Origin of the sequence: Acidovorax sp. (assembly GCF_034519795.1) — a bacterium.
Taxonomy (GTDB): Bacteria; Pseudomonadota; Gammaproteobacteria; order Burkholderiales; family Burkholderiaceae_C; genus Acidovorax.
The window spans coordinates 59,305-71,407 of sequence record NZ_JAXHOB010000027.1 but is presented as its reverse complement, the minus strand read 5'-3'; the positions used below and the strand labels follow the sequence as shown (position 1 = coordinate 71,407).

The 12,103-nt window shown below is 67.9% G+C and carries 14 protein-coding genes; 7 read left to right on the top strand and 7 right to left on the bottom strand.

From position 1 onward, the window contains the following. Positions 1-11 precede the first annotated feature (11 nt). Positions 12-749 carry a class II aldolase/adducin family protein gene (locus U5N23_RS27970; protein ID WP_322595974.1) on the top strand — a complete coding sequence of 246 codons (738 nt, stop codon included), beginning with the start codon at positions 12-14 and terminating at the stop codon, positions 747-749. A gap of 9 nt (positions 750-758) precedes the next feature. On the opposite strand, the gene U5N23_RS27965 is transcribed toward U5N23_RS27970, so the two are convergent. Then, positions 759-1,370 (bottom strand): GDSL-type esterase/lipase family protein, encoded by a 612-nt coding sequence (locus U5N23_RS27965; RefSeq protein WP_322595973.1) that lies wholly within the window; start codon positions 1,368-1,370, stop codon positions 759-761. A 44-nt stretch (positions 1,371-1,414) separates the two neighbouring features. Further along, a complete protein-coding gene (locus U5N23_RS27960) occupies positions 1,415-2,320 on the bottom strand; it encodes an AEC family transporter (RefSeq protein ID WP_322595972.1) in 906 nt (301 codons plus the stop codon). A gap of 128 nt (positions 2,321-2,448) precedes the next feature. Here U5N23_RS27960 and U5N23_RS27955 point away from each other — a divergent pair, with 128 nt between their 5' ends. The 3 genes from U5N23_RS27955 (at position 2,449) to U5N23_RS27945 (ending at position 5,435) form a co-directional block, all read left to right on the top strand. After that, complete coding sequence (locus U5N23_RS27955; protein ID WP_322595971.1) at positions 2,449-3,411, top strand: tripartite tricarboxylate transporter substrate binding protein BugE; 963 nt, start codon at positions 2,449-2,451, stop codon at positions 3,409-3,411. 69 nt (positions 3,412-3,480) lie between these two features. Further along, complete coding sequence (xerD, locus tag U5N23_RS27950) at positions 3,481-4,380, top strand: site-specific tyrosine recombinase XerD (protein WP_322595970.1); 900 nt, start codon at positions 3,481-3,483, stop codon at positions 4,378-4,380. 47 nt (positions 4,381-4,427) lie between these two features. Beyond that, complete coding sequence (locus U5N23_RS27945; RefSeq protein WP_322595969.1) at positions 4,428-5,435, top strand: tripartite tricarboxylate transporter substrate binding protein; 1,008 nt, start codon at positions 4,428-4,430, stop codon at positions 5,433-5,435. Between the two features lie 66 nt (positions 5,436-5,501). Here U5N23_RS27945 and U5N23_RS27940 read toward each other — a convergent pair whose 3' ends face one another. The 3 genes from U5N23_RS27940 to U5N23_RS27930 form a co-directional block, all read right to left on the bottom strand. Further along, positions 5,502-6,782: an EAL and HDOD domain-containing protein gene (locus U5N23_RS27940; protein WP_322595968.1), complete on the bottom strand. Its 1,281-nt coding sequence runs from the start codon at positions 6,780-6,782 to the stop codon at positions 5,502-5,504. A 102-nt stretch (positions 6,783-6,884) separates the two neighbouring features. Beyond that, the gene (locus U5N23_RS27935) at positions 6,885-8,156 is read right to left on the bottom strand and encodes an EAL and HDOD domain-containing protein (protein WP_322595967.1); all 1,272 of its coding nucleotides are present in this window, start codon (positions 8,154-8,156) and stop codon (positions 6,885-6,887) included. A gap of 82 nt (positions 8,157-8,238) precedes the next feature. Further along, positions 8,239-9,042, bottom strand: coding sequence for a ferritin-like domain-containing protein (locus U5N23_RS27930; RefSeq protein WP_322595966.1), 804 nt, complete (start codon positions 9,040-9,042; stop codon positions 8,239-8,241). Between the two features lie 104 nt (positions 9,043-9,146). Between U5N23_RS27930 and U5N23_RS27925 the strand changes: the two genes are divergently transcribed. From U5N23_RS27925 to U5N23_RS27915, 3 genes are all read left to right on the top strand, one after another. After that, a complete protein-coding gene (locus tag U5N23_RS27925) occupies positions 9,147-9,671 on the top strand; it encodes a gamma carbonic anhydrase family protein (RefSeq protein WP_322595965.1) in 525 nt (174 codons plus the stop codon). A 40-nt stretch (positions 9,672-9,711) separates the two neighbouring features. Beyond that, positions 9,712-10,704 (top strand): Hsp33 family molecular chaperone HslO, encoded by a 993-nt coding sequence (locus U5N23_RS27920; protein WP_322595964.1) that lies wholly within the window; start codon positions 9,712-9,714, stop codon positions 10,702-10,704. Between the two features lie 132 nt (positions 10,705-10,836). Then, a complete protein-coding gene (locus tag U5N23_RS27915; protein ID WP_322595963.1) occupies positions 10,837-11,307 on the top strand; it encodes a CZB domain-containing protein in 471 nt (156 codons plus the stop codon). Here U5N23_RS27915 and U5N23_RS27910 read toward each other — a convergent pair. Both U5N23_RS27910 and U5N23_RS27905 read right to left on the bottom strand, forming a co-directional pair. Beyond that, entirely contained in the window at positions 11,267-11,743 is a 477-nt protein-coding gene (locus U5N23_RS27910; RefSeq protein WP_322595962.1) for a hypothetical protein, read from the bottom strand. The two genes, U5N23_RS27915 and U5N23_RS27910, sit on opposite strands and share 41 nt — an antisense overlap. A gap of 32 nt (positions 11,744-11,775) precedes the next feature. Then, on the bottom strand, positions 11,776-12,054 hold the full coding sequence (locus U5N23_RS27905) for a septum formation initiator family protein (protein ID WP_007859924.1): 279 nt from the start codon (positions 12,052-12,054) through the stop codon (positions 11,776-11,778). Between the last annotated feature and the right edge of the window lie 49 nt (positions 12,055-12,103).

The window sequence follows — 12,103 nt, the reverse complement described above, 5'->3', positions numbered from 1 at the left end:
AGCACACCACCATGACCACCAACGAACCCGCGGCATCCCTGGATGCCGAAACCCAGACCCGGCGCGACCTTGCGGCACTGTACCGGCTCATTGCGCACTTTCGCATGACGGATCTGATCGACACGCACATCAGCGCGCGCATTCCGGGCACGCCGGACCACTTCCTCATCAACCGCTACGGCGTGCTGTTCCACGAGATGCGGCCCGAGGACCTGGTGAAGATCGACCCCAGTGGCGCGGCGGTGGAGGCCGGCGATGCGGCCGAGCGCGTGAATGCGGCGGGCTTCACCATCCACTCTGCCGTGCACATGGCACGCCATGACCTGGCCTGTGTGATCCACACGCACACGGCCGATGGCATTGCCGTGTCGTGCCAGGAGGAGGGGCTCCTGCCCATCACCCAGCATGCGCTCAAGTTCTATGGCCATATCGGCTACCACGCCTACGAGGGCATCGCCCTGGACCTGGAGGAGCGCGAGCGCCTGGTGGCCAGCCTGGGCGCGCACCGCGTGATGATCCTGCGCAACCACGGCCTGCTGGCCGCGGGGCGCACCATCGCCGAAGCGTTCCTGAACATCTACTTCCTGGAGCGCGCCTGCCAGGCGCAGACCAAGGCCCTCGCGGGCGGCCGCACCATCACCTACCCGCCGGTGGCGGTGTGCGAGCGCACGGCAGCGCAGTTCAACCGCGAAGAGGGGCTGTCCCACGCGCAGATGGCCTGGGAGTCGGCGCTGCGCCTGATCGCCTGATCCCGCAACCTACCGGGCGAGCAGCCCGGTGTCCTTCAGGGTGTCCACCAGCCCCTGGGTGAACAGCTCGTAACCGGCTGCGTTGGCGTGGATGTTGTCCGAGCGCAGCTTGGCGTCGGCCAGCACGCCGGACCATCCCTTGCGGTGCAGGGGGACTTCCAACTCCTTGGCGATGTCTTCGAACATCGCATGGTCGCTCAACTGGCCCAGGGTGGCCAGGATCGTGAGCTCGGGTATCGCCACCAGCAGCACCTGCGCGCCGCCGGCCTTCGCGTCGGCGCAGATCCTGTGCACGTTGGTGCGCGTGGCGCTGGCGCTCTGGCGGCGCAGGAAGTCGTTGCCGCCGATGCTGACGATCACCAGGGCCGGTCGGTGCTGCTGGAGCAGCCCCGGCAGGCGCTGCAGGGCCCCGGCCGAGGTGTCGCCGGAGACGCCTGCGTTGACGACTTTCCACCCCGTCAGGCGCTGCAGCACGGCGGGGTAGGCGGTTTCGGCGGAGGCGCCCACGCCCGAGGTCAGCGAGTCGCCCAGCGCGAGCACGGTGGCCCCTGGCGGGATGGCCTGGGCGCGGGGCGGCTTGCGCCCGCAGCCGGCCAGCGGCACCAGGGCTGCCGTGAGCAAGCCCGCAGCCAGAATGCGTCGGCGCGCAAGGGTCTGCGCGGTCCTCACCGCAGCACCCCGAGCGCAAACGGCAGGCTCACCACCCCGAGCAGGGTGGACAGCGTCACCAGCCCCGCCACATAGGGGCCGTTGTAGCCCATGCGCGCGGCCAGCACGTAGCAGGTGCTGGCCGTGGGCAGGGCCGAGAAGGCCAGCAGCACGGTCGCCTGCACCGGGTTCAGTCCGAACAGGTGCGCCATGCCGAAGGCGATCACGGGCAGCACCAGGTGGCGTATGGCCAGCACCGAGATGCTCAGCGCCTTGCCGCGCGTGAGCAGGCCGAACTGCATGCCCGCGCCGGCGGCCATCAGGCCCAGGGCCAGCGAGGCGGCACTGATGCGCGTGACGGTGGGCTCGATCCAGCCGGGGATCTGGAAACCCAGCAGGTTGGCCGCCAGGCCCGAGAGCGTGGCCACGATCAGCGGGTTGCGCGCCAGCTCGCGCACGAAGCCATGCTCGCCCTGCCGCGCCATGGGCCACACGGCGGCCACGTTGAACAGCGGCACGCACACGCCGATCAGCACGGCGATCATGAGCAGGCCCTGCGCGCCCGCCAGCCGCTCGGCAATCGCCAGGCCGATGAAGGAGTTGAAGCGGAATGCGATCTGCGCGCTGGCCGCATGGTCGCGCAGGTCCAGCCGTTTGCCCAGCCAGGGCCAGTGCGGCAGGCTGTAGGCCAGGGCAATGCCGGCAATGCCGGTGAGCATGCCGGCGGCGATCAGGCCCGAGGCGGCGCCGATGTCCACCGGGCTCTTGACGATGGACTGGAACAGCAGCACCGGAAACAGCAGGTAGTACACCAGGCTTTCGACCGGCTGCCACACGGCGCGGTTCAGCGCGGTGAAGCGGCACACCAGATAACCGCACAGAATGAGGGAGAAATCGGGGAGCAGGAGCTGGGCGTAATTCACACTCCGAGAATACCCGAGACGCCGCACGGTCCACGGGTAAGCACCTATGTGAAATCCATAGGGCGGGATGGCTGCCATTGCGCATACCATCACCGCTGTCTGTCATCCCCCTCATGAAGGAGAAATCAATGCATCGTCGTCAATGGCTCGCGCTGACGCTGGTGGCCGCCGCAGGATCTGCGGCAGCCCAGGGCTACCCCAACAAGGTCATCAAACTGCAGGTGCCGTTCGCACCCGGTGGCACCACCGACATCATTGCGCGCGTGATCGCCGACCCGCTGGGCAAGGCCCTGGGCCAGAGCGTGATCGTCGAGAACAAGGCCGGTGGCGGCGGCATCGTGGGTGCCAGTGAAACCGCGCGCTCGGCGCCCGATGGCTATACCCTGGGCGTGGCCACGGTGTCCACCACGGCAGCCAACCCGGCCATCAACCCCAAGACGCCGTACAACCCGCTGACCGATTTCACGCCCATCATCAACATTGCGGCCACGCCCAACATCATTGCGGTGCACCCGAGCTTTCCCGCCAAAGACTACAAGGCCTTCGTGGCCGAACTCAAGAAGTCGCCCGGCAAGTACTCGTACTCGTCGTCGGGCACGGGCGGCATCGGCCACCTGCAGATGGAGCTGTACAAAAGCCTCTCGGGCACCTTCGTGACCCACATTCCCTACCGCGGCGCAGGCCCGGCGCTCAACGATACGGTGGCCGGTCAGGTACCGATGATCTTCGACAACCTGCCCTCGGCACTGCCCTTCATCAAGGAAAACCGCCTGGTGCCCATCGTGGTGGCGGCACCCCAGCGTGTGACCGCCCTGCCGAACGTGCCCACGTTCAAGGAAATGGGCCTGGAGCCCGTGAACCGCATGGCCTACTACGGCATCCTGGGCCCCAAGGGCCTGCCCAAGGACGTGGTGGACAAGGTCAACGCCGCCGTGCGCAAGGCCCTGGAAGACCCGGCCGTGAAAAAGCGCATCGAGGACACCGGCTCCATCGTGATCGGCAACACGCCCGAGCAGTTCGCCGAACAGATCAAAGCCGAGTTCGGCGTCTACAAGGACGTCGTGGCCAAGCAGAAGCTGGCGCTCGAATAAGCGCCCTTCGCGCTCGCCGAAAAGCCGCCCGTTGCTCCGGGTGGCTTTTTTACGTGCTATCGTTTTTACATGCTCACCGCCAGCCTGAACGCGATCGATACCTTTGTGGACGCCCTGTGGCTGGAGGACGGCCTTTCGCGCAACACCCTGGCCGCCTACCGGCGCGACCTCACGCTGTATGTACAGTGGCTGGCCGAGCACCATCCCGAACTGGCCCTGGATGGCACGGCCGAGCAGCACCTGCAGGGCTACTTCGTGGCACGGCATGAAAAGACCCGCGCGACCTCGGCCAACCGGCGCCTCACGGTGCTGCGGCGCTACTTCCACTGGGCACTGCGCGAGCGCCGCATCAGCGCCGACCCTACCGTGCGCCTGCAGGCAGCGCGCCAGCCCCTGCGCGTGCCCAAGACCCTGTCACAGGCGCAGGTGGAGGCCCTGCTCACCGCGCCCGACCCGGGCAACCCCCTGGGCCTGCGCGACCGCACCATGCTGGAGCTGATGTATGCCAGCGGCCTGCGCGTGACCGAGCTGGTCACGCTCAAGACCTTCCAACTGGGGCTCAACGAAGGCGTGCTGCGCGTCATGGGCAAGGGCAGCAAGGAGCGCCTGGTGCCCTTCGGCGAAGAGGCGCGCCGGTGGCTCGATCGCTACCTGGCCGAGGCGCGCAGCACCATCCTCGCGGGCCAGCAGACCGACGACCTGTTCGTGACCCAGCGCGGCGCGGGCATGACGCGGGTGATGTTCTGGGTCATCGTGAAGAAGTGGGCGGCCGTGGCCGGCATCACCACGCCGCTGTCGCCGCACACGCTGCGCCATGCCTTCGCCACCCACCTGCTCAACCACGGTGCCGACCTGCGCGTGGTGCAGCTGCTGCTCGGGCACGCCGACATTTCCACCACCACCATCTACACCCACGTGGCGCGCGAGCGGCTCAAGGCGCTGCATGCGCAGCACCATCCGCGCGGGTGATCGGGCCACAATCGCTCGAGATATTGAATCCAGAAAAAGGACTGAACATGGAATTCGACAACCATACCGTCAACCCCGGCCGGCGCGCTGCGCTGGGAGGGTTGGCCGGCAGTGCCGTGCTGCTGTTGGCGCCCGCCTTGGCGCATGCCCAGGCGCCCGCCTGGCCGACGCGGCCCGTGCGCATCGTCGTGGCCTACCCTGCGGGTGGCGTGAGCGATGTGGTGGCGCGGCTGCTGGCCGACAAGCTGGCGGGCCCGCTGGGCCAGCCCGTGGTGATCGAGAACAAGGCCGGTGCCAGCGGCAGCATCGGCCTGGATGCCGTGGCCAAGGCGACGGACGGGCACACCCTGGGCTTTGCCGCCATCAGTCCGCTGGCGCTGAACCCGCACCTGGGCGCATCGCCGTTCGATCCGGCCAAGGACATCGTGCCCGTGGCCACCGTGATGTACTCGCCCGTGCTGCTGCTGGGCACGCCGGCCAGCACTGCGCGCGATTTCCGCGACCTGCTGGCACAGGCCAAGGCAAAGCCGGGCAGCATCCGTTGGGCCACCTCGGGCCAGGCATCGCTGGGCCACATCATGCTGGAGCAGGTCATGCACACCGCGGGGGTGCAGATGACGCACATCCCCTACAAGGGCGGCGGCCAGCAGATGAACGACGCGCTCAGCGGGCAGTTCGAGATCCTCTCCACCAACGCCGGGCCGGCCGTGCTGCAGCACATCAAGGCCGGCAAGCTCAAGGCCCTGGCCGTGGGTGCCCCGGACCGGCTCGATACCCTGCCCGAGGTGCCCACCCTGGCCGAGCTGGGCCAGGGCGCGGCCAATCTGTCTTCGCTGTTCGGGGTATTTGCCCCGGCGGGCATGCCGGCCGCCGTGGTGGCCCGGCTCAATGCCGAGATCAACAAGGTGTTGGCCCTGCCCGACGTGCGCGCCAAGCTCGACGCCTCCGACAACGTGCCCCTGGGCGGCACGGCGGCGGATTTCGGCAAGCGCATCGCCGCCGAGTCCGAGGCCAACCTGCGCATCATCCGCGCGGCGGGCATCAAAGGGCAGTAAGCGCCCGAAGAATGCAAAAGGGGAGCCATTGGCTCCCCCTTGTCGCATGGTGCGGTCGGTGCGCGGTCAGTCTGCGTTCAGGCTTTCGGCCCAGGTCAGCGCCTGCAGGTGGGCCCAGTTGACCTGGCGGTTGGACAGGTGCAGGGCCTCGGCCGTGCGCGCAAACACCACCTCGTCGCCGCTCTCGCAGGCCTTGGTCAGCTCCAGGAAAGGGGCGAACACGCCGGTGTTGTGCAGCAGCGCGTCGGTCACGGGCTGGGGCAGGGCCACGGATTCGAGGGCCTTCTCGATGGGCACGTTGAGCATGGTGTCCAGCAGCGAGAACACGCCCACCACGAAGGCGTTGTCGCATTCTTCGGGCGGCAGCAGTTCGGTGGCCAGCAGCTCCATCAGGCGGCCGCGCACCACGGCGGTCTGGCCCACGGCCGGCGGCGAGCCATCGGCGCGCGAGGTGGTCATGAGCAGCGCCGCCCAGCGGAACAGCTTCTTGAGGCCCAGGATCATCACCGCGTGCCGGAACGAGGTGATCTCGCACGACAGGCCGAAGCCCGAGGAATTGATGAACCGCAGCAGGTTGAAGGACAGCGTGGGGTCCTTCTTGAGCAGGTCTTCGATCTCGGCCGTGCTGGCCTGTTTGCGCACCAGGTTGATGAGCTGGATGATGGTGGCCTGCGAGGGCCGGATGGTCGTGGCCTTGACCAGCGAGGGCTTGGCGAACCAGAAGCCCTGGAACAGCTTCACGCCCAGGTCGAGCATCATCTTGAACTGCTCGGGCGTCTCCACCTTTTCGGCCACCAGCGTGGCCTTGGCGTAGTTGCCGGCAAACTTGACCAGGGGCCCTGCCAGCTCGGGCTTGAAGGCCTGCATGTCGAGCTTGATGTAGGCTGCCAGCGGCATCCAGCTGGCATAGGCACGGCGCAGGGCATGCTGGTTGAACGCCAGGCGAAAGCCGCGGGCGCGCAGCGATTCGAGCACGGGCACGCGGCCGTCGATCTCTTCCTGGGTGGCGCCGTCGGGCAGCGGTGGCACTTCGAGCACCACCTTCTCGGGATGGATCAACTCCAGGTGGCCGCCGGCCAGACTGTCGTGCGTGCAGTTGATGAAGACGGTCTTCTTGCCCACCAGGGCTTCGGTGCCCGCATAGGACAGCGCGTTGAACAGCAGTGCGGCATCGCTGGCCGCCGTGTGCGAGGCGCTGGCCGTGGAGCGGTCGAACAGCTCGTAGCCATACACGGCGCGGTGCTGGTCCACGATGGGCTGGCGCGCGATGATGGCCAGGTTGCTGTCTTCGACGTTCTCCTGGGTCAGGTCGACTTCGGAGGCGGCTTGTTCAGGGGTGGTCGACATGGAGCGCTTGGAATGAAAGTAGGCGAGGAGGTTCTGTGCCAGATTCTAGACCCCCTGCAGCAATCTCCCTGTATGCAAAATGCACGCCATGGTGCGGCAGGGTCAATCCTCGGTGAGCTGGTCGGCCCAGGCCAGGGCCTGCAGGTGGGCCAGGTTGATCTGCTGGCTGGACAGGTGCAGGGTGCCCGCAGCGCGGTGGAATATGGCGTCGTCGCTGGATTCGCAGGCCTCGGCCAGGTTCAGCAGGTCGCCCAGGAAGCCCTCGCGGCGCAGCAGCGCGGCCGCGGAGGCCTCGGGCACGTTGAGCAGGCCGATGGCCGACTCCATGGGGATGGACAGCATCACGTCCAGCAGCGAGAAGATGCCCACGACGAAGGCCTGGTCGGCCTCGTCGGGCGGCAGCGTCTCCAGCGCCAGCAGTTCCATCAGGCGCCCACGCACCACGGCGGTCTGGCCCACGGACGAGGGTGCGCCGCTGGTGCGCGAGGCCGTGAGCAGCAGGGCCGCCCAGCGGAAGAGCTTTTTCAGGCCCATGAGCATCACCGCCTGGCGGAAGGAGGTGATCTCGCGGTTCATGCCGAAGCCGGCCGAATTGATCAGGCGCATGAGGTTGAAGGCCAGGCCCGCATCCTTCTTGAGCACTTCCTCGATCTCGTCGGTGCTGGCCTGCTGGCGCACCAGGTTGATCAGCTGGATGATGCTGCTTTGCGCGGGCGTGAGCAGTTTCGCCTCGACCAGCGCCGGGCGGGCGAACCAGTAGCCCTGGAACAGCTGCACGCCCTGGGTGGAGACCATGTCGTACTGCTGGGCGGTTTCCACCTTCTCGGCGATGAGCTCGGCCTGGGAGTGGCGCCCGGCATAGCTGATCAGCACCGCCAACTGGTCGGCCGCCAGCACCGACAGGTCGAGCTTGATGTAGTCGGCCAGCGGCAGCCAGGGCGCATAGGTCGACTGCAGCACCGTGTGGTTGAACGCCAGGTGAAAGCCGCGGTCGCGCAGGCCGGTGAGGATGGGCAGGCGTGCCTGCACCTCGTCGGCGGCCGCGTGGCCCAGGGGCGGGATCTCCAGCACCACCTTGTCGGGGTCCAGCAGTTCCAGGTGGCCGCCCGAGAGGCTCTCGTGCGTGCAATTCACGAAGATCAGCTTCTTGCCCACGAGTTCTTCGGTGCCCGCATGCGAGAGGGCATTGAAGATCAGGATCACGTCGCTGGCCGCCGTGTGGGAGGCTTCGGTGCGCGAGCGGTTGAACAGCTCGTAGCCGACCACGATCTGCTGGCCATTGACGATGGCCTGGCGCGCGATCATTGCCACGGGAGACTGGCCAGGTGCAAAGCTGGCGGGGTAGGTGGTTCCATTGGCAGGGTGGGAGGGCATGGATCGTGGTGGCGTTGGCGGAACATGGTGGGGCGAAGGGCGCGAGGCATTGTAGGGAAGTTCGGGTGTCCGAGCAGTCCGCTCAGCCCTGCTGGAGCCATTGCAGCTCGGTGTCGGTGAAACCGGCGGCGCGGCGGGCGGCATCGTTGAACGGCGGCTTCAGGCGCGGTGCCTCGTACCGGCGCGCCAGCACGCTGTAGTGCGCCTCGGGCTCCAGCCCCTGGCGCGTGCACAGCCAGCGGTACCAGTGGTTGCCGATGGCGACATGGCCCACTTCGTCGCGCAGGATGATCTCGAGAATGTCCACGGCGGCCAGCGCATCGGGCGTGCCCACCTGGCGCAGCTTGCGCTGGATCTGCGGGGTGGCGTCCAGGCCGCGTGCCTCCATCGTGCGCGGCACCAGGGCCATGCGCGCCACGACGTCGTCCTGCGTCTTCTCGCACATGGTCCACTGGCCCTGGTGGGCCGGGAAGTCGCCATAGTCATGGCCGTGCGTGCGCAGGTGCGCGCGCAGCAGGTTGAAGTGGGTGGCCTCCTCGGCCGCCACGCGCAGCCAGTCCAGGTAGTAGGCGCCGGGCATGCCATCGAAGCGCCAGATGGCGTCGAGCGCCAGGTTGATGGCGTTGAACTCGATGTGGGCGATGGCGTGCAGCAAGATGGCCCGGCCTTCGGGCGTGGCGGGGGAGCGGCGGGCCAGCTCGGTATGCCGCAGCAGCGCCGGGCGCTCCGGGCGGCCGGGCAGAACGCCCGGGTCCGCAGGGCCTTCAGGGGCTTTGTCTGCTATTGAAAGCTGAGCAGCCTGTGCGTGCAGGCTGAGCGACTGCGCCGCTTTTTGTTCGGGGTCCGCAAGGCACAAGACCTGCAGTGCACGTTGGCGTAGCTCCATCCTTACAATTCTAGGCCCTGCCATCCGCAACGCCGCAAACGCTTTGTAACCATTGGCAGGCCCCGATGCGGGCAACATTTTCTTTTCTGTCTGGAGTCTGCGGTATGGCGATTTACGAACTCGATGGTGCGATCCCCCAGGTGGCCGCTTCGGCCTGGGTGGCCGACAGCGCCCAGGTCATCGGCAATGTGGTGCTGGGCGAGGACGCGAGCGTCTGGTTCGGCACCGTGGTGCGCGGCGACACGGAAAGCATCACCATCGGCGCGGGCTCCAACATCCAGGACGCCAGCGTGCTGCACGCCGACATCGGCAAGCCGCTGGTGGTGGGCGAGCGCGTGACGGTGGGCCACCAGGTCATGCTGCACGGCTGCACCATCGGCGACGAGTCGCTGATCGGCATCGGCGCCATCGTGCTCAACGGCGCCAAGATCGGCAAGCACTGCCTGGTGGGTGCTGGCGCGCTGGTGACCGAGGGCAAGGAGTTCCCCGATGGCTCCATGATCATCGGCAGCCCCGCCAAGGCGGTGCGCGAACTCAGCCCCGAGCAGATCGAGGGCCTGCGCCAGAGCGCGCAGCATTACATCGACAATGCTCGCCGCTTCCAGAGCGGCCTGCACCGGGTGGGCTGATCCTTGGCTGCACCCCGACTTTTCAACGGAACCCCCCCGCGTGTCTGAACTTCACAAATTCCTCTTCGATGGCCTGCCCGTGCGCGGCATGCTCGTGCGCCTGACCGACGCCTGGACCGACATCCTGCGCCGGCGCGCCGGCAATTCGGCCACCGGCGCCTACGCCGCCCCGGTCACCGAGCTGCTCGGCGAGATGGCGGCGGCGGGCGTGTTGATGCAGTCGAACATCAAGTTCAATGGCGCGCTGGTGCTGCAGGTGTTCGGCGACGGGCCGGTGAAGCTGGCCGTGGCCGAGGTGCAGTCCGACCTGTCCCTGCGCGCCACCGCCACGGTCACCAGCGAGGTGCCGGCCGATGCGCGCCTGAGCCAGATGGTCAATGTAGCCGGCGGCGGGCGCTGCGCCATCACCCTGGACCCCAAGAACCGCCACCCCGGCCAGCAGCCCTACCAGGGCGTGGTGCCGCTGCACGGCGACCACCATGAAAAGCTCGAACGCCTGTCGGACGTGCTGCAGCACTACATGCTGCAGTCCGAGCAGCTCGACACCGTGCTGGTGCTGGGCGCCAACGAGACGGTGGCCGCCGGCCTGCTGATCCAGCGCATGCCCATCAAGGGCGAGGGCAATCTGGCCGCCGGCCTCACGCACCGTGAGAACGAAGACCAGATCGGCCACAACGAAGACTACAACCGCATCGCCCACCTGGCCGCCAGCCTGACGCGTGAGGAACTGCTGAGCCTGGACGTGGACACCATCCTGCGCCGCCTGTTCTGGGAGGAAAAGTTGGTGCGCTTCACGCCCCAGGAGGGCGAGACGGGCCCGCGCTTTGCGTGCACCTGCAGCCGCGAGCGCGTGGGCAACATGCTGCGCAACCTGGGCGCGGCGGAGTCCGAGAGCATTCTGGCCGAGCGCGGCGAGATCGAGGTGGGCTGCGAGTTCTGTGGCCAGCAGTACCGCTTCGATGCGGTGGATGCGGCGCAGATCTTCGTGGAGCCGGCCATCATCCAGCCGCCGGCACCCACGGGCATGCAGTAGCGCCACCGGCCCCATACCGGGTGGGGCGGGCCATCTGACCATCGTTGACAATCGCCGCCGGCACGCACGGCGCGGCGGCTCTACCATCAAGGCCTGTAACAAAGGGCTGTCATGGGGTTTCTGAGTCGCGTCATGGGCATAGGTGCCCGCCACAGGGGGGTGCCGCCACTGGCCTTGTACGAGAGTTCGCTCGCGCAGGATTCCCGGCGTGCCGATACCGTGCTGGCCGTGCTCGACCTGGACGCCGCCATCAACGCCCATGAGCGCTGGAAAGAGCGGCTGATGGACTACCTCGAAGGCCGCTCCGCCAAGGGGCTGGACCCGGCCATGGTGCGCCGCACCGACCAGGACGCCCTGGGCCGCTGGCTGCACGGCGTGGGTGCCGAATTGCTGGGCGACCGCCCGGCCTTCACCTTGCTGGTGGCGCGCCACGAGTATTTCCACGAACAGGCCGCCACCATCGTCGAGCTGGCGCAGCAGGGCGAATGGCCGCGCGTGGTGCAGGTGCTCAATGGCGGCTACCGCCACGGCTCCAGCCAGGTGGTGCTGCTGCTCAAGGAGCTCAAGCGCAGCCTGGCGCAGGAGGCCGGGTCAGCGCAGTGAACAGCCGGTGCTCGCACACCGGGTCGCTGCATTTTTCGCACCCATAGGCGCGCAGGCGGGCCGCGCGGGATTCGCTGGCCCGCACGGCCTCGCTTTCAGGCATGCCCAGCACGGACCCCAGCGCACGCAAGGCGCTGGCCAGGCGCGCCGGCCCTGTTCCATACACCACCCGGTAGCCGACTCCCGCCGCATTGAGCGCCGCGCGCAACTGCGCGTCGGCCGCTTGCCGTTCGGGCTGCTGGCCTTGCGGGCAGGGCAGGTCCAGGCCCATCAGCAGCGCCATGGAGGCGGTCCGGTCCAGAGCGGAGAAGTCCGCCAGCACGGTCAGCGTGACGGGTGTGGGGGAGGGCGTGGCGGCCAGGTGCGCCGCGAGGGCGTCGGCCAGATCCTGTGCGCCGGTGCCGGGCGCGCCCAGCAGCACGATCTTCAAAGGCACGAGAGGGGGCCGTGAGAGGGCGCTGACACCGCTCAGCGCGGCGTGAACTGCACGTAGATTTCGTTGGGCCTGACCATGCCCAACTCGCTGCGCGCCTTTTCCTCGACCATGTCCAGGCCCTCCTTGAGGTCGTGCACCTCGGAGGTCAGGCGCTCGTTGGCCTGCTGGGCCTGGGCGTTGGCGGCCTTTTGCACGTCGATCTGGCGCTGCATTGCATTCACGCGCGGCAGGCTGCCACGCCCCAGCCACAGCTGGGCGTGCACGGCTGCCAGCAGGGCCAGCAGCACGACGGGAACGAGGCGGTTGACCATGGTCCGCTAGCTTAGCAGCCGGGCGCCATCGGGAATGCGCCGCTCCTGG